Source organism: Micromonospora sp. NPDC005367, from assembly GCF_040606825.1.
In the GTDB taxonomy this organism is placed as follows: Bacteria; Actinomycetota; Actinomycetes; order Mycobacteriales; family Micromonosporaceae; genus Micromonospora.
Map to the genome: position 1 here is coordinate 1 of NZ_JBEXFP010000070.1, position 17121 is coordinate 17121.

Below are 17121 nucleotides of genomic sequence, written 5' to 3' on the forward strand. Positions count from 1 at the left end.
CGAAGCGGCGCAGGTGGATCTGGTGCTGGGTGAGGGGATGCGTGACCGGGGAGCCCTGTGCGACCGCATCCCGCAGTCCCTGCCCGGTGTCGGGTCCGGCGCCTGCTCCGGCGCGGCCCGGCGACCACTCGGCGTGTCCACCCGCGAGGCCGGCATCTCGGCCGACGCGGCTGACGCGTCCGCCCGCGTCCCGGGCGCCTCCGGTCGTACCGACGCCTCCGGGCGTTTCGCCGGGGCGGGCAGGCCGCGCACGATGCGGCGCAGCAGCGGCAGCCGGGCGGCCACCGCCCGCTCCCCGCCGTGCTGGCTGGGCTGGTAGTAGTCGGTGCCGACCAGATCGTCGGGCAGGTACTGCTGGGTGAGCACGCCGCGCTGGTCGTCGTGCGGGTAGCGGTAACCGGCGCCGTGCCCGAGACCGCGAGCACCGGCGTAGTGGGCGTCGCGCAGCCCGCGCGGCACCGGACCACCGCGGCCGGCCCGTACGTCGGCGATCGCCGCCCCGATCGCAGTCGTCGCCGAGTTCGACTTCGGCGCCGTGGCCATGTGGATCACCGCCTGGGCGAGATTGAGCTGCGCCTCCGGCAGACCCACGTACTCCACGGCGTGCGCGGCGGCGGTCGCCACACTCAACGCGTTGGGATCGGCCATGCCGACGTCCTCGCTGGCGAAGACGACCAGGCGGCGGGCGATGAACCGGGCATCCTCGCCGGCCACCAGCATCCGCGCCAGCCAGTGCAGCGCGGCGTCCACGTCCGAACCGCGCATGCTCTTGATGAACGCGCTGATCACGTCGTAGTGCGCGTCGCCGTCCCGGTCGTAGCGGACCGCCGCCACGTCGACCGCCTGCTCGGCGGTGGCGAGGTCGATCCGTCCGGTGCCCAGCGCGCCCGCCGAGGCCGCCGCGGCCTCCAGTGCGGTCAGCGCCTTGCGTACGTCGCCGGCGGCGAGCCGGACGAGGTGATCCTCGGCGGCCGGCTCCAGGGCGAGCGCAGCGCCGAGACCCCGCTCGTCGGCGACCGCTCGGCGTAGCAGTCCGCGGACCGCCTCGTCGTCCAGCGGTTGCAGGGTGAGCAGTACGCACCGGGACAGCAGCGGCGAGATGACCGAGAAGTAGGGGTTCTCGGTGGTGGCCGCGAGCAACGTGACGGTGCGGTCCTCGACGGCGGCGAGCAGCGAATCCTGCTGGGTCTTGCTGAACCGGTGCACCTCGTCGATGAAGAGCACGGTCTGCGGGCCGCCGCTGCGCCGTTGCCGGCGGGCCGAATCGATCACCGCCCGGACGTCCTTGACCCCGGCCGAGAGCGCCGACATGGCGACGAACCGGCGATCGGTGGCCCGGGCGACCAGGTGCGCGATGGTGGTCTTCCCGCTGCCCGGCGGTCCCCAGAGGATGACCGACATCGGCGCGCCGCCGGAGACCAGCTGCCGCAGCGGCGCACCGGGCGCGAGCAGATGTTCCTGCCCGACCAGCTCGTCGAGGCTCGCGGGGCGCATCCGGACGGGCAGGGGCGAGTCCGGGCCGACCTCGGTGAACCCGTCGGCACCACCGGAACCCGCGGGGGCGCTGGGCGCTCCGGCGGGTTCGCCGAGGGAGAACAGGGCATCGGACTGCATCACGAGAACAGTACCGGGCCGGGTCCGGGACACCGGAATCGCGCCGCGGGCCCGGTCGGCAGTGATCGTTTCCGGTCAGCCGCGGCCCGGTCGACGTCCCCGGTACCAGCGTCCGCCGCCGCCACCGGGGCCACGGCCGACACCGGCCAGGTAGAGCGCGAGCAGCAGCAGCCCGATGAGCACGAGGGTGTTCCAGTTGAACACCTCGGGCGCGCCGAAGTTGGTGTCCATCAGGTCGAGCAGCAGGGCGAAACCGAATACGATCGCCGCGAGAATGGCGAGCATGACGTCCTCCGGTGGGGGGGTCCCAGTAGGTTGACGCCGAGGTACCCGATCGGGACGCTCGTCAATCTCCACCGTGGACGGGCCTGCCTCGTCCCGGCACCGGCGACAACGGTCAGCCCGACCCCTCCTAGGCTTGGGGCATGATCATCGCCGACCAGGTGCTCGACGGTCGGGCCGCCGTCCTGGCTGCCACCGGCCACCACCCGTACGCCCGGCACATGCTCCGGCCGGAGATGCAGCCGCGCGGCTACCGGCGCGACGGCGCGGTGGTCTGGGTGCTGCCGGCGGGGCAGCGGCCGACGGTGGCGGCCCTCGGCGCGGCCGGGCCCGTCCTCGATGTCTGCGCCGATCTGGTCGCCGAGGGCGTGCTCGGGGCGGGCCAGTGGCTGAACCTGCCCGCGCTCGACCCGGCCGAGCTGGCCGGCCGGCTGAACGTGACCCAGCGCGACGAGTGGCTCTTCCTCTGGACCACTGCGGCGCCGCCCCGTCAGCCGGGCGAGGAACGGGTGGTACGCCTCACCGAGGCCGATCACCGGGCGCTCACCGCCTTGATCGACGAAGCCTTTCCGAGCACCACCTCCCGGCCGGGCGACCCCGGGGTGGTCGACTGGTACGGCATCCGGGACGGTGACCGCCTCATCGCCTGCGGCGCGGACCGCAGCCGGGGTGACATCGGGTTCCTCGCCGGGCTGACGGTCGCCCCGCGGCAGCGCGGTCTCGGCCTCGGCGCGGCGCTCACCGCCGCGATGACCCGCACGTTGCTCGCCCGGTACGACCACGCCGCGCTCGGCGTCTACCCGGTCAACGTCGGCGCGATCCGGCTCTACCGCCGGCTCGGCTTCACGAACACGGCGACCCGCAACTCCATCCGCCTCGCCTGAACCGCCCGCGAGGGCCCCCGACCACGATCGACCCGGGCTCCCTGCTGTCGGGCCGTCCTCCCCGGCGGGACACCGCGACTTCGATGTCGACCAGCCGGACCGGCCGAGCCTCAACCCGCCGATCCGGCCGCCGGCCCCGCCGACTAGCGGACGTCGGCCGGGCTCGCGGGCAACGAGGGCGTGGGGTCGGGCACCGGAGGCGTGGGAGCGGCCGTTGCCGCCGCGTCCGCCGCCGTGGCGGTCCGCCGGCCGGCGAGCCAGGCCGGCAGGTAGAGCGGGGCGGCGACGGCCAGCACGACCGCGCCGACCAGCATTGCGGTGCCCACGCTCGAGAAGTCGGCGAGCGCGGTGAGCAGCACGGCGCCGAGCGCGAATCCGGGCTGGCCCATCATCGAGTTCAGCGAGATCACACTGGTCCGGTAGGGGCCGTCGACCTGCCGGTGCAGGAGCCCCACGTGCAGCGGGTTCGACGCGCCGTGCACCGTGTAACAGGCCAGGTACGCGATGAGCACGCCGACCGGCCCGGCCAGGAACCCCATGCCGACGACCGTCACCCCCTGGGCGATCCGCAGCAACGCGGCGCCCGGGGCCGCGCCCGGCCAGCGCATCAGCAGCGGGGTGAGCGCCGCGCCTGCCGCGGAGGCCAACCAGGCCGCCGAGCTCGCCGGTCCGAGCAGCGCCGCCGCCCGGTCCGCGTCGCCGACCACCTCGGAGAGTCGTACCGGCAGCAGCGACTCGAACGTGACCATGCCGAAGCCCCAGAACAGCTCGACGGCCACCAGGGCGAGCAGCACCCGCGATCGGCGCAGCAGGCCGACCGCCTGCCCGATCATCCGGGGCGCGTCGACGATCGACGCCCGTAGCGCGCCGCTTCCCTTCGCGGGCCGAACCTCCCTCAGCAGCATGAGCAGTGCCCCGATGGCCACCGCCTGGAGGGCGGCGGCGACCAGCACCGGCACGGTGAGCGCGCTGACCGGCCCGATCGGGCCGAGGGCGATCAGGCCGCCGCTGAGGAGCGCTCCGGCGCTGATGGCCACGCCGACCACGGTGCCGGCGTACCCGAGGCCCGGCTCGTAGGTGGCGTCGGGGTCGGCGGCCAGGGTGGCCTCGACGTACCAGGACTCGAGCGGACCGCTGTCCAGCGCGCGGAAGACACCTTGCAACGCCCACACCAGGAAGAAGAGCGCGAACGAGTCGGCGACCGCGAAGATCAGCAGGGAGATCAGGCCCACCAGCCAGGCCGTCACCAGGACGGGCCGCCCGCCGAGGGCGTCGGCCAGCCCTCCGGTGGGCAGTTCCAGCGCCAGTACGATCACGCCCTGGGCGAGGCTGACCAGTCCGATCTGGGACAGCGACAGTCCACGTTCCTGCATCAGCAGGATCATCACCGGGATGGTCAGACCGCTGGGCAGCCACCGCAGCCCCTGCAGCAGCAGGAAGCGGAACCGGACCTGGCGTACGGACAACGTGCTCATCGCCGTCCCTCCACCCGGGGGAAGGCGGACAGGAAGATGTGCACCTGCTGGGCGTCCGGCCCGTCGCTCGGTGGCTGGTCGCGGTAGCGCATGACCACCTGCCACAACTCGTCGTTGAGTGCCCGCAGCCGGGCCGGCGAGAGCGTCAGCACCATGTCGCTCAGGCTGGCCGCGTCCCGCCACTCCCGCGACTGGTCAGCCGCGGCCGCCATCCACTGTTGCGCGTGCTCGGCCATGAGCCGGACGTGGTTCGCCTCGATCCAGCGCGCCGCCGCCCGGGCGTCCGGGTCGTCGTCGAACTCGGTGGGCTCGAAGTTGCTGATGTCGTGCAGGGCCCGCCACCACCGCTGACGGCCGGTGCCGAGGTCCGGGTCCTCGGCGACCAGCCCCACCTCGGCGAGCTGCCGCAGGTGGTAACTGGTCGCCCCGGTGTTGGTGTCGAGCTTGTCGGCCAGCGTGGTCGCCGTCGCCGGCCCGTCCACCCGCAGCGTGCCGAGCAGACGCATCCGCAACGGATGGGCGAGGACGCGGACCTGCCGCGCGTCGAGCTGCACCTGCCGAGGTGGCTGCCGATCGGTTCCGGGGGTGTCGGGCATGCATGCACAATATCTGTGCACAGGTTCTATGCACAAGATGTGTGCATAGAACCTGTGCATTCACGCCCGGTGCTCTCCGCAGGAGTGCCCGCGCCACGGTGGACGCGGTACACCCTTCGGTCAGGCGGCGAGGAGTTCGCGTACGCCACGCAGCCGCGTACGCAGCAGCCCGGCGGCGCGGGCGGAGTCGAGTCGTACGTCGGTGGGGCGCACCACGCCGGCCTCGGCACCGGTGGTGGTCTTCATGCCGGTCGGGTCGAGCCCCTCCCGGCCGGCCACCAGCAGGCCGAGTTCCGCGCGGCTGACGGCGTCCGGGCCGGCCACGTTGATCGGGCCGGCATAGTCGGTGCCGGCCAGCTCCAGCACGGCGCCGGCGAGGTCGACGACGTCGATCGGGCAGCGGAGTTCGTCGGTGAACAGGGCGGCCCGCCCGGCGAGCGCGTCCCGGCAGAGCTGGATCTGCTTGCTCCGCTCCCCCAGGATCAGCGAGGTGCGCACCAGCGCAGCTTCCGGATCGATCGCCCGCACGGCGGTCTCGGCCGCCGCCTTCGCCGCCCCGTACGGGAAGATCGGGCTGGGCAACTCGTCGTCCCCGTACGGCTCGGAACGGCCCGCGTGCAGCGCGTCGCTGGAGATGTGCACGAGCCGCGCGCCCGCCTCGGCCGCCGCGTACGCGATGTGCGCCGCCCCGTCGGCGGTCACCGCCCAGTCCCCGTACCGGTAGGGCGTGCCGACGACCACCGTGGGCCGCACCCGCGCGACCAGGTCCCGGACGGCGGCGCGGTCGGTCACGTCCAGCCGTTGCGCCTCGACGCCGCCCGTCCCGACGCCACCCGAGTGGTACGTCCCCACCACCCGCTCACCCGCCGCGACCGCCAGTCGGCAGACCTCCGCGCCCAGGAACCCGCTGGCCCCCACCACCAGAACCGTCACGCCACACCCTCCTCAGCCGAGGTGACCAAGAGGTTCGCGTCATCCTGACACGCGATCATGACGCAAACCTCTTGATCACCAATGCCTGTTTCCGGGGATCAGGTGGGGTCGGCGACCGGGGCGGCCGGACCGGCGGTGCCGCCGTGCGGAGCCGCCTGCGGCTTCGGCTTGGCGTCGATGCCCGCCTCAGTACGCTGCTGCGCGGTGATCGGCGTCGGCGCGCCGGTGAGCGGGTCGAAGCCACCCCGGGTCTTCGGGAAGGCGATCACCTCGCGGATCGAGTCGGCGCCGGCGAGCAGCATGCAGACCCGGTCCCAGCCGAACGCGATGCCGCCGTGCGGCGGGGCGCCGTACTTGAACGCCTCCAGCAGGAAGCCGAACTTGTCCTGCGCCTCCTCCGGGGTGATGCCGAGCAGGTCGAAGACCCGCTGCTGCACGTCGCCCCGGTGGATACGGATCGAGCCGCCACCGATCTCGTTGCCGTTGCAGACGATGTCGTACGCGTACGCCAGCGCCCGGTCCGGTGCCTCCTCGAACCGATCCACCCACTCGGCGTTCGGCGAGGTGAACGGGTGGTGCACGGCCGTCCAGCCGCCCTCGTCCGTGCGCTCGAACATCGGCGCGTCGACCACCCAGCAGAACGCCCAGGCGCTCTCGTCGACCAGGTTCGCCCGCTTGGCGATCTCGATCCGGGCCGCGCCGAGCAGCTCCTGCGCCTCCCGGGTGTTCGTGCTCGCGGCGAAGAAGATCGCGTCGCCGGGCTTCGCGCCGACCGCGTCGGCCAGCCCGGCCAGGTGCGCTTCGGAGAGGTTCTTCGCCACCGGGCCGCGCGCCTCACCGGTCTCGGCGTCCAGCACCACGTACGCCAGGCCACGCGCGCCGCGCGCCTTCGCCCAGTCCTGCCAGCCGTCCAGCTCCTTGCGGGTCTGCGACGCGCCGCCCGGCATGACCACGGCGCCGACGTAGCCGCCCGCGTCGATCGCGCCGGCGAACACCCGGAACTCGGTGCCGCGCAGGTAGTCGGTCAGCTCGGTCAGCTCCACGCCGTAACGCAGGTCCGGCTTGTCCGAGCCGTACCGGGACATCGCGTCGTGCCAGGTGATCCGCGGGATCGGCCGCGCGATCTCGTGACCGGCCAGCTCCGACCAGAGCTTCGTCACGATCGCCTCGCCGAGGTCGATCACGTCGTCCTCCGTGACGAAGGACATCTCGATGTCGAGCTGGGTGAACTCCGGCTGCCGGTCGGCGCGGAAGTCCTCGTCCCGGTAGCAGCGGGCGATCTGGTAGTAGCGCTCCATGCCGCCGACCATGAGCAGCTGCTTGAACAGCTGCGGCGACTGCGGCAACGCGTACCAGCTGCCCGGCTGGAGCCGCACCGGCACCAGGAAGTCGCGGGCGCCCTCGGGGGTGGAACGGGTCAGCGTCGGGGTCTCGATCTCCAGGAAGTCCCGCTCGTGCAGCACGGTGCGAGCGAGCTGGCTGGCCCGCGACCGCAGCCGCATGGCCTTCGCCGGGCCGCTGCGCCGCAGGTCCAGGTAGCGGTACTTGAGCCGGATGTCGTCGCCGGCCTCGACCTGGTCGTCCACGGGCAGCGGCAGCGGCGCGGCCTCGGAGAGCACCTCCAGCTCGACGGCGGTCACCTCGACCTCACCGGTGGGCAGCTCCGGGTTCTCGTTGCCCTCCGGGCGGCGGGTCACCTCACCGATGACCTTCACGCAGAACTCGTTGCGCAGCGCGTGCGCGTCCTCCTCGCGAAAGACCACCTGGACCACGCCGGAGCCGTCACGCAGGTCGACGAAGATGACACCGCCGTGGTCGCGCCGGCGGGCCACCCAGCCGGCGAGCGTCACCGTGGTGCCGGCGTCCGTCGCGCGCAGGCTTCCGGCGTTGTGGGTACGGATCACGGCTTGCGTCTCCTCGTCACTGATCGGGCTGCCCCCGCATTCTGTCAGCTCGTCGGAGTGCGCTCCGCGCCACCCGGCAACCCGGGTGAGAGATCAATCGCCACGTGTTGCGCACGCCGCCGACCCGCCCCGGGCTCAGGCGTCCGGGATGTCCCAGGCGGTCACCTGGACCGTCGTCGCCCCGTCGTTGGCCACGCCCATCACCTCGATCAACGCCATCCGCCATTCATCCCCGCTCGCTCGAGCCTTGCCGTAGTCGGTCGTGATGCAGAGCGCGGCGCCTTTGCGCACCGGCACCGGCGCAGCTTTCCCGACGGGCGCGATGCGGATCTTGTCCGCGCACTCCTGCGGGTTCATCCCGGACTCGGCCGCGTCGCTGCCCTCGACTCCGTCGCCGAGCCGGAACACCGTCGGGTCGCCATTGCACCCCATGACCAGGCGCAGGTCCGCGCCGGTGTCCTCGTTCTGCACTCGCGGCTCATCCAGGTCGGCGTACATCGAGTAGCCGCACCGCGATTTCAGGATGAGCGTCTGCTTGTCGTACTTCAGCCGGTAGACGGTCCGCTCGTTGAGCAACGGGGCCTCGCCCGGGCTCCGAGGGTTGGCCGGGGTGGGTGCGTCAACGGTGGCGGATTCCTCAGGCGTTGGCGTCTCGCCGGCGGACGCCGCCGACGGTGTGGGGTCCTGAGCAGGTTGGCCGAGCGCGGTCGTCTTCGCATCCTTCGCTTGGTCGACGGCCCGCCACGCGTAGCCGAACGCGCCGAACGCCACGAGCAACGCCAGCGTTGCGACCCCGACGGCGAGCAGGGCTACCCGGTGGCCGGCCGGACGAGCCACGCGAGGCGGTTGGGGGCCAGCGGGGTCGGCCGAACCCGGAACCGATGGGCCGGCAAAGTTGTGCGGTCCGCGCGGCTCGCTCACGAGCACACCTCCGAGATGACGTAGCTATTTGATCTCGCCCGACAGGCGCGCTTTTATCTCACAAATGCATACTCGTCGCTATCACATTGGCGACAGTGATCACCGCTGCGTCCACCTGACCGTCCCGTAGTGATAGAAACACCGTCGCGATGCGCCGGCCGACGACGAGCGGGGAGAGACGTGGCAACCGTCGACGAGGGACAGCCCACCGGCACCGACCCGGCTCCGAGCACGGGCCGCCCGCGCTGGGGGATTTTCCTGACGGCCGCGGCGACCGTCATCGGCCTCCTGATCGGCGGCGGAAGCCTGCTCCGGGACTATTTCGGCTGGGAGAACTCGCCCGACGCGGTTGCGGCGAGCCCGACCGCCCACTCGGACGCGCCAACCGGAAGCACAGGCCCGGAGGCCGGAGCGTCGAGCGGCACCGTGCCGTCCACCCGAACGGCGGGCACGCATCTCGCCGGCCTGCCGGCGCAAGGCGGCGCGAGCAACCTGGTCGCCCTTCCCCGCGCACTGGCCAGACAGCCCGGATACGAGCGTTCCATCGTCGTGACCTGTCCGGAGAACACTCCCCGGGACCCGCACCATGAGGTGACATACCCGCTGCACCAGCGCTATCTGGACTTGACCGCCACGATCCGGCCGTATTCGCCGGACGACCCACTGGCAAAGGTGTACGTCTCTGTCATCGTCGCCGAGAAACAGGACGACGGCACGGTCAACCGGATAACGCGCGGCGGCGCGGAGGCCCGGCAGGACTCGACAAACACCCTGTCGGCGAGTGTGGAGGGCGCCGACGAGGTCACCCTGCGGATCGACTGTGAACTTCCCACCACACTGGTGGTGCTCTCCGACGCCATGATCACGCCGGCCTGAGCGCCGGCAGCGGCCCGGTCGCCGGCTGCTGTTCGCGATGCCGCCGGGCTGGTGGGACGGCCCGCCGGTGCGAATCACCGGTGGATCAACTGGCGAACCCGAGTCGACGAGCCGCCGCGCCGATTACCGTGGCCGCATGCGCGTCGTACCGACGTGGGCCGTCGCCACCGCGGCGGCGGCGCCTGTGCTGCTGGTGACCGGTTGGACGGTCGCGGGCGCGCGGCAACCCAGCGGCTACGACCCGGTCCGGGACACCATCAGCGAACTGGCCGGGCCGGATGCCGCCGACCGCTGGATCATGACCGGCGCCCTGGTGTTGTTCGGCTGCTGCTATCTGGCGATCGCCGCCGTGCTGCACGCGGCCGGTCTGCCCAGCCGGTTCCTGCTCGCCGTCGGCGGGGTGGCCACCATCGCGCTGGTCGCCTTTCCCCGGCCAAGCGTCGGTGGTTCGCTCGGTCACGGCACCGTGGCGACCGTCGCCGTCCTCGCGCTGTCGCTCTGGCCGGCCGGTACGGCGCTGTGGCTGCCGCGCGGCCCGGTCGTCGGGCACCTGGCTCGCCCGGAGCCACCCTGGGCGTTCCGCCGGGCGGTCGGGCTGAGCGCCACCGCGCTGCTGCTGGGCCTGGTCGGCTGGTTCGCGCTCGAGGTGAACGTCGGGTCCCGGACCGGGCTGGCCGAGCGGGTCACCGCACTGGCCGTCGCGCTCTGGCCGTTGCTGGCGGTGCTCTCCGCGCGGCGGGCGCAGCTCGCCGCCGCCTCGCGGCTTCGATGAGAGCGCGACGGGATCGGCTGGTCGGGCCCGCCTGGACAGGCGACGCGGGCCGCCGGATGACTCCGGCGGCCCGCTGGCGAGGTGACGGTCAGATGATGCTGACGCCGTAGACGCTCAGCGCCTCGGTCACCGGCTGGAAGTAGGTGGTGCCGCCGGTGCGGCAGTTGCCGCTGCCGCCGGAGGTCAGACCCAGCGCGGTGCTGCCGCTGAACAGCGAGCCGCCGCTGTCGCCCGGCTCGGCGCAGACCGTGGTGCGGATCAGGCCGCGGACGGTGCCCTCCTGGTAGTTCACGGTGGCGTTGAGCGCGGTCACCGAGCCGCTACGCAGGCCCGTGGTGCTGCCGGAACGCTGCACGGACTGGCCGACGGACGCGTTGCCCGCGCCGGTGACGTCCCGGTAGCTGCCGTTGTAGAGGTAGACGTTGCCGGTCGCGTTCGCGGAGTTGCTGTGCCGGACGATGCCGTAGTCGTTGCCCGGGAAGCTCGTGCCGGCGCGGGTGCCCAGCAGGCTGGTCTGGGAGGAGTTCGAGTACCAGCTCGACGAGATGTTGGTGCAGTGCCCGGCGGTGAGGAAGTAGTAGGTGCTGCCGCTGCGAACGTTGAAGCCGAGCGAGCAGCGACCACCACCGCCGGCGTAGATGGCCTGGCCGCCGGAGATCCGGGTGCTCAGCACGCCGGCCTCGGACTCGATGCGCAGCGCGCCGTTGGCCCGGGCCACGGCGGCCTTGACGCGCTCCAGCTTGGCGCCGGTCACGGTGGGGTCGACGGAGACGACCACCTGGTTGCTGACCGGGTCGATCCACCAGGCGGTGCCCGGGATGCTCACGCTGCGCTCCAGGTCGGAGGTGACCCGGGCCAGCTCGGCCGCGCCGCGCTCGACGAACTTCGGGGTAGCGCCGGAGGCGCGGACCTCGCGGGCGGCGGCCTCGTCGGTCACGGTGACGATCATCTTGCCGCTGGCGTCGGCGTACGCGCCGGCGGAGCGGACGCCGAGCCGCTCGGAGAGAGCGGTGGCGGCGTCGGGGGAGGCGGCGGGGGCTGCCTGGGCGGGTGCGCCGATGAGCGAGCCGACGACCAGGGTTCCGGCCACGGCGATTGTGGCGGCGCGGCGGAGTGTGGACCTCGTGGGTCGCATGAACAACCTCCAAAGAGGGGGCGACGGCCCTCGCCGGGGGCGGCGGGGCCTGGAAGGGTCCGGCCGAACTGGGGGAACCGGCCGGACGCAATGAAGTATTCACATGCTTAAGATCCTTAACAAGACCGGCCGCCGAGCCTTCCCGCCGTGGCGACGGCACCCCGGACCGGCGGCATTGTGAATACAGATGGCCATCTATACGATCTGGTCAGCGCAGAGTTGTCCCCCGGCTACCGCGATCCGGAGGCCCCCATGTCCCCCATCCGGCGCCTGCTCGCCCCACTCGCCGCGCTCACCGCCCTCACCCTGCTGCCCGCCGCCCCGGCCGTCGCCGACCCCGGCCCGCCGCCCAGCTTCATGGCCAGCCTCGGCGACTCGATCACACGCGGGTTCAACGCCTGCGGGTGGTACGTCGACTGCACCTCACGGTCGTTCAGCACCGGCGACAACTCCGCGGTCGGCAGCCACTACCTGCGTATCCGCGCGGCCAACCCGGCCATCACCGGCAACAACCACAACGACGCCCGCTCCGGGGCGAAGTCCGCCGACATGTACGGCCAGGCCGGCACCGCGGTCGGCCAGGGCGTCGGCTACGTGACCATGCTGATCGGCGCCAATGACGCCTGCACCGGCTCGGAGTCGAGCATGACCCCGGTGAGCACGTTCCGGGCGAACATCGACTCGGCGTTGAACCGGCTCCGAGCCGGGCTGCCGAACGCCCGGGTGTTCGTGATCAGCATCCCGGACGTGCACCGGCTCTGGTTCGTCGGCAAGGGCAGCGGCAGCGCCCGTACGGCCTGGTCGCTCTTCGGCATCTGCCAGTCGCTGCTGGCCAACCCGACCTCCACCGCCCAGCCCGACGTCGACCGGCGCGACCGCGTACGCCAGCGGGTCGTCGACTACAACACCCAGCTCGCTCAGGCCTGCGCGGCGTACGGGCCGAACTGCGACTTCGACGACAACGCGGTGTTCGGCTACCCGTTCACGTTGAACCAGCTCTCCGGCTGGGACTACTTCCACCCGAACGCCACCGGCCAGCAGGCGCTGGCCAACGTCTCATACGCCGCCGGCTTCAACTGGTAACCCCACCCCACCCCACCCAACCGCGCCCCCTCATCCCCCCACCCAGCCCCGGTGATCATGAAGTTAGCGGCACAATCTGCCCGATTTGTCGCCGCTAACTTCATGATCACCCCAGCGAGCCGGGGTGGGGGGTGGGGTGGGGTGGGGGTGGCGGCTCGCGGCGGCATCTGGATGCCGCCGAACGGCGTGCGGGCCCGGTCAGCTCACCAGCGGCTTCAGGTCGGCGGCCGGTGGTGTCCAGGTGTCGGCCGTCGCCGCGACCTGATCGCCGGACCGGATGTCCTTCACCTCGTCGCCCGCACCCTCCGCCCCAGGGAACCAGACGTACGGGATGCGGCGCCGCTCGGCGTACCGGATCTGCTTGCCGAACTTCGCGGCGCTCGGCGACACCTCGGTCGGGATGCCACGTCGGCGCAGCGCGTCGGCGACCCGGTTGCTGGCCGCCCGCTGCTCCTCACTGGTCACCGCGACCACGACACAGGCCGGCACGTCCCGCGAGATCGACAGCGCGTCGGTGCCGAACAGCAGCCCCAGCAGCCGGGTGACCCCGATGGAGATGCCCACACCGGGGAACCGGACCGCGCCGGAACTGGCCAGGTTGTCGTACCGGCCCCCGGAGCAGATCGAGCCGTACCGCTCGTAGCCGCGCAGCTGGGTCTCGTAGACCGTCCCGGTGTAGTAGTCGAGGCCCCGGGCGATGCGCAAGTCGGCCACGCAGAGCCCCGGCGAGTGCTCGGCGGCGGTCTCCACCACCCGCACCAGCTCCTCGATCCCCTCGTCCAGCATCGGATCACTCACCCCGAGAGCGCGCACCGCGTCGGCGAAGGACGCGTCCGGGGCGGAGATCTCGGCCAGCGCCAGGCATGCCTTCGCCTGCGCCTCGCTCGCCCCGGCTGTCTGGGCGAGCAGCTCCGCGACCTTCGCCGGACCGATCTTGTCGAGCTTGTCGACCGCGCGCAGCGCCGCCTCCGGATCGGTCAACCCGATGCCCCGGTAGAAGCCCTCGCAGATTTTGCGGTTGTTGACCTGGATCCGCACCTCCGGGATCGGCAACGACCGCAGCGCGTCCCCGATGACCAGCGGCATCTCCGCCTCGTGGTGCGCCCCGAGGTTGTCCCGGTCGACGATGTCGATGTCGGCCTGGACGAACTCGCGGTAGCGCCCCTCCTGCGGCCGCTCCCCCCGCCACACCTTCTGGATCTGGTAACGCCGGAACGGGAACTGCAGCTTGCCCGCGTTCTCCAACACGTACCGGGCGAACGGCACGGTCAGGTCGAAGTGCAGACCGAGCGCGTCGTCGCCGGCCGGGCCCTGCTCGTCGTCGTGCAGCCGGCGGATCACGTAGACCTCCTTGGAGGTCTCCCCCTTGCGCAGCAGCTGGTCGAGGGGCTCGACCGCACGGGTCTCCAGCGGGGCGAAGCCGTACAGCTCGAACGTGTTGCGGATCCGGTCGAGCACGTACTGCTCGATCATCCGCTGCGACGGCGTCCACTCCGGGAAGCCGGAGATGGGCGTGGGCTTGCTCATGACGTACTCCTTGACTCGCGCGCGACGCGCAGCCGGTCGAATGCCCGCGCCGCGGCGCGGGTGCGGATCAGAGACCTCGGGCGGGTGCGGCCGGGCGCGCGTCGCCGGACTCCGCCACCTCGATGAGGTACGGGTTGCTCGCGCGCTCGCGGCCGATCGTGGTCGTGGGGCCGTGGCCGGGCAGTACGACGGTGTCGTCCGCCAGCGGGAGGATCTTGTCCCGCAGGCTGGTGAGCATCGCCGGCATGCTGCCGCCCGGCAGGTCGGTGCGACCGATCGAGCCCTCGAAGAGCACGTCGCCGGAGAGGCAGACCTCGTCCGCCTCCCAGCGCGAGCCGGCGCCGGGCATCCGGAACAGCACCGACCCGCCGGTATGGCCCGGGGCGTGGTCGACGGTGATCTCCAGGCCGGCCAGCGCGAGCGTCGCGCCGTCGGTCAGCTCGGCGACATCGTCCGGCTCGGAGTAGGTCAACCGGCCGCCGAAGAGCGCCGTGAGGTCGGCCGACAGGCCCTTGGCCGGGTCGGCCAGCATCTCCCGATCGCCGGGGTGGACGTACGCGGTGATCCCCCGCGCCCCGCAGACCGGCGCCACCGAGAAGGTGTGGTCGAGGTGGCCGTGGGTGAGCAGCACGGCGGCCGGATGCAGGCGGTGCTCGGCGAGCACGGCGTCGAGCCGGTCGAGTACGCCGATGCCGGGGTCGACGACCACGCACTGCTCCCCCGGCGCCGTGGCCACCACGTAGCAGTTGGTGCCGAAGGCGTCGGCGGGAAAGCCGGCCACGAGCACGTCCGCTCCCCTTCCGTCGACATGAGGTCCGTCCCTGATCAGCCTAACCGGCCGCGCGCGGCATATTCGCCGGACCATCCGTCGCGCCCGCCCCGCGGGACACAGTGACGTGCTCCGATAAGCACAGCCAGGACCTCGTACACCACATACACAGCCGGTGGCCGTACACTCTGGCGAGCGTGTGGCGTGGCGCACTGCCCCACACGGGCATTCGACGCCCACGGCGCCGGCGACGACCAGGGTAGAGGAAGGGGAGCACGGGTGGCTTCCAGCAGGGACCGGCAGCGCAAACTGGCACGGGCCAAGCTCGACCGCCAGATGGCTCGTCGGGCGGCGCGGGTCAGGCGGCGACGGCAGATTCAGGCGGGCGTGGGTGCCGCCCTGATACTCGCGCTGATCGTGGTCGGATCGGCCTGGGCACTCGGCGCCTTCGACTCCGACCCGAAGGAGAACACCGCCGCCGAAGAGGTCTGCCTCTGGACGCCGCAGGACGGCACCGCCAACACCAACCTCAAGGACGTGGGCACCCCGGAGACCACCGGGCTGCCCACCGAGGGCACCCGGGCGATGACGGTGACCACCAACCAGGGTGCGCCGATCACCGCCGAGCTCGACCTGGCCTCCGCGCCGTGCGCGGCGGCGAGCATCGCCCACCTGGCGAGCCGGTCGTTCTACGACAACACCAAGTGCCACGAGATCATGGCCGAGGGTGCGCTGCACTGCGGTGACCCGAGCGGTACCGGCCTCGGCGGCCCGACGTACTCGTTCTACAACGAAAACGTGCCGGACGCGCCGACGCCCAGCGCGTCGGCCAGCCCGACCGAGAAGCGGCAGCCCGCGTACCCGAAGGGCACCGTGGCGATGATCTCCAACCCGCCGGGGGCCAACGGCAGCCAGTTCCTGCTCTTCTTCAAGGACTACGACCCGGACGAGGCGACCTACCCGATCATCGGGAAGGTCACCGGCGGGCTGGACGTCCTCGAGAAGATCGGCAAGCTCCCGACCGTGGACAATGGGGCGGGGGCCAAGGTCAAGCCTCAGACGGACGTGGTGCTCCAGAGCCTCACCGTCAGCGAACCGACGAGCGGCGCGCCGGCCACCACGCCGTCCGACCCGGCCTCCCCGCCACCCAGCCCGAACGCCGGCTGAGCGGCCCCCGGCAGCACAACGGCAACCGCGCCCCGAAACAAACAGCCCAGGAGGATTCAGGCGTGACGTCCACCAGAGAGCGGCAGCGCGCGGCGGCACGCGCCCGGCTTGAGAAGGAGATGGCCGAGCGCGCGGCCCGGGCCCGCAAGCGCCGGCAGACGCAGGCGATCGTCGGGGCGAGCCTCGCCCTGCTGCTGGTGGTGGCCGGCACCGTCTGGCTGGCCACCAGCCTGGGCGGGGACGACGACACCGCCGGCACCGACACCGTGGCGGCCGGCCAGGTCCAGTGCGCGTACGTCGAGATCCCCTCCGACCAGCGGATCAAGGAGATCAAGGACGTCGGACTGCCGGCCAACCAGCAGTCGAACACCGGCATCCAGACGATGACGATCGACACGAACCTGGGGCCGATCACCGCGAAGATCGACCGGTCCCTGGTGCCGTGCACCGCGGGCAGCTTCACCCATCTGGCGGAGAAGAACTTCTTCGACAACAGCAAGTGCCACCGGCTCGTCACCGAGGGCATCAAGGTCCTCCAGTGCGGCGACCCGAGCGCGACCGGCAAGGGCTGGCGGGACACCGACGGCACCGGCGGCCCCAGCTACCGCCTGGCCGAGGAGAACCTGCCGACCGACAAGCGTCCCCCGTACCCGGCGGGCGTGATCGCGATGGCGAACTCGGGGCAGCCGGGCAGCACGGGCAGCCAGTTCTTCATCGTCTACGGCGACTCGCCGCTGGACCCGAACTACACCGTGCTCGGCACGATCACCGGCGGAATGGACATCGTCAACGACGTGGCCAAGGCCGGCGACGACGGCGCCTTCGCCCAGCAGGCCGGTGGCGGTCACCCCAAGAAGGAGATCGTCATCAAGAAGCTCACGATGAGCGCCCCGCAGGGCTGACCCGTACACGTACCGCGAAGCGCCCGCCGGTCCCACCGGCGGGCGCTTTCGTTGTGCGGGGGCCGGGGCGCGGGATCCCAGCCGGAGGGCCGGGGGCGGGATCCCGGGCCGAGGGGCGGGATCCCGGGCCGAGGGCCGGGAGCGAGGCCGGGCCGAGGGCCGGGAGCGAGGGCCGGGAGCGAGGCCGGGCCGAGGGCCGGGAGCGAGGCCGGGGCCAGGGACCGGGCCAGGGACCGGGGCCGGGGCCAGGGACCGGGCCAGGGACCGGGGCCGGGGCCAGG

General features: G+C 72.2%; 16 protein-coding genes. 6 read left to right on the plus strand and 10 right to left on the minus strand.

The window, feature by feature from the left end; translation table 11 throughout:
• On the minus strand, positions 1–1614 hold a 1614-nt coding region (locus ABZS42_RS30115), incomplete at its 3' end, for an AAA family ATPase (RefSeq protein WP_355151046.1).
• Positions 1615–1689: 75 nt separating this feature from the next.
• On the minus strand, positions 1690–1899 hold the full coding sequence (locus ABZS42_RS30120) for a hypothetical protein (protein WP_355151048.1): 210 nt from the start codon (positions 1897–1899) through the stop codon (positions 1690–1692).
• Between the two features lie 140 nt (positions 1900–2039).
• On the opposite strand from ABZS42_RS30120, the gene ABZS42_RS30125 reads away from it, so the two are divergent.
• Entirely contained in the window at positions 2040–2780 is a 741-nt protein-coding gene (locus ABZS42_RS30125) for a GNAT family N-acetyltransferase (protein ID WP_355151050.1), read from the plus strand.
• Positions 2781–2923: 143 nt separating this feature from the next.
• On the opposite strand, the gene ABZS42_RS30130 is transcribed toward ABZS42_RS30125, so the two are convergent.
• From ABZS42_RS30130 to ABZS42_RS30150, 5 genes are all read right to left on the minus strand, one after another.
• Positions 2924–4255: an MFS transporter gene (locus ABZS42_RS30130; RefSeq protein ID WP_355151052.1), complete on the minus strand. Its 1332-nt coding sequence runs from the start codon at positions 4253–4255 to the stop codon at positions 2924–2926.
• Positions 4252–4851, minus strand: a complete 600-nt coding sequence (locus ABZS42_RS30135; protein ID WP_355151054.1) for a helix-turn-helix domain-containing protein — start codon at positions 4849–4851, stop codon at positions 4252–4254. Before ABZS42_RS30135 ends, ABZS42_RS30130 begins: the two co-directional genes overlap by 4 nt.
• A gap of 120 nt (positions 4852–4971) precedes the next feature.
• The gene (locus tag ABZS42_RS30140) at positions 4972–5784 is read right to left on the minus strand and encodes a sugar nucleotide-binding protein (protein ID WP_355151056.1); all 813 of its coding nucleotides are present in this window, start codon (positions 5782–5784) and stop codon (positions 4972–4974) included.
• 98 nt (positions 5785–5882) lie between these two features.
• A complete protein-coding gene (gene aspS, locus ABZS42_RS30145) occupies positions 5883–7688 on the minus strand; it encodes an aspartate--tRNA ligase (protein WP_355151058.1) in 1806 nt (601 codons plus the stop codon).
• Positions 7689–7823: 135 nt separating this feature from the next.
• Positions 7824–8525: a hypothetical protein gene (locus ABZS42_RS30150; RefSeq protein ID WP_355151060.1), complete on the minus strand. Its 702-nt coding sequence runs from the start codon at positions 8523–8525 to the stop codon at positions 7824–7826.
• A 264-nt stretch (positions 8526–8789) separates the two neighbouring features.
• Here ABZS42_RS30150 and ABZS42_RS30155 point away from each other — a divergent pair, with 264 nt between their 5' ends.
• Positions 8790–9485, plus strand: a complete 696-nt coding sequence (locus ABZS42_RS30155; RefSeq protein WP_355151062.1) for a hypothetical protein — start codon at positions 8790–8792, stop codon at positions 9483–9485.
• Positions 9486–9621: 136 nt separating this feature from the next.
• Complete coding sequence (locus ABZS42_RS30160) at positions 9622–10257, plus strand: DUF998 domain-containing protein (protein ID WP_355151064.1); 636 nt, start codon at positions 9622–9624, stop codon at positions 10255–10257.
• 88 nt (positions 10258–10345) lie between these two features.
• Here ABZS42_RS30160 and ABZS42_RS30165 read toward each other — a convergent pair whose 3' ends face one another.
• The gene (locus ABZS42_RS30165) at positions 10346–11392 is read right to left on the minus strand and encodes a S1 family peptidase (RefSeq protein WP_355151066.1); all 1047 of its coding nucleotides are present in this window, start codon (positions 11390–11392) and stop codon (positions 10346–10348) included.
• A gap of 252 nt (positions 11393–11644) precedes the next feature.
• On the opposite strand from ABZS42_RS30165, the gene ABZS42_RS30170 reads away from it, so the two are divergent.
• Entirely contained in the window at positions 11645–12475 is an 831-nt protein-coding gene (locus tag ABZS42_RS30170; RefSeq protein ID WP_355151068.1) for a GDSL-type esterase/lipase family protein, read from the plus strand.
• A 198-nt stretch (positions 12476–12673) separates the two neighbouring features.
• Here the strand turns inward: ABZS42_RS30170 and hisS are convergent, their stop codons facing one another.
• A complete protein-coding gene (hisS, locus tag ABZS42_RS30175) occupies positions 12674–14002 on the minus strand; it encodes a histidine--tRNA ligase (protein ID WP_355151070.1) in 1329 nt (442 codons plus the stop codon).
• A gap of 67 nt (positions 14003–14069) precedes the next feature.
• Entirely contained in the window at positions 14070–14789 is a 720-nt protein-coding gene (locus tag ABZS42_RS30180) for an MBL fold metallo-hydrolase (protein WP_355151072.1), read from the minus strand.
• Positions 14790–15050: 261 nt separating this feature from the next.
• On the opposite strand from ABZS42_RS30180, the gene ABZS42_RS30185 reads away from it, so the two are divergent.
• Both ABZS42_RS30185 and ABZS42_RS30190 read left to right on the plus strand, forming a co-directional pair.
• Entirely contained in the window at positions 15051–15938 is an 888-nt protein-coding gene (locus ABZS42_RS30185) for a peptidylprolyl isomerase (RefSeq protein ID WP_355151074.1), read from the plus strand.
• Positions 15939–16000: 62 nt separating this feature from the next.
• Complete coding sequence (locus ABZS42_RS30190) at positions 16001–16840, plus strand: peptidylprolyl isomerase (protein ID WP_355151076.1); 840 nt, start codon at positions 16001–16003, stop codon at positions 16838–16840.
• Positions 16841–17121: the final 281 nt, after the last annotated feature.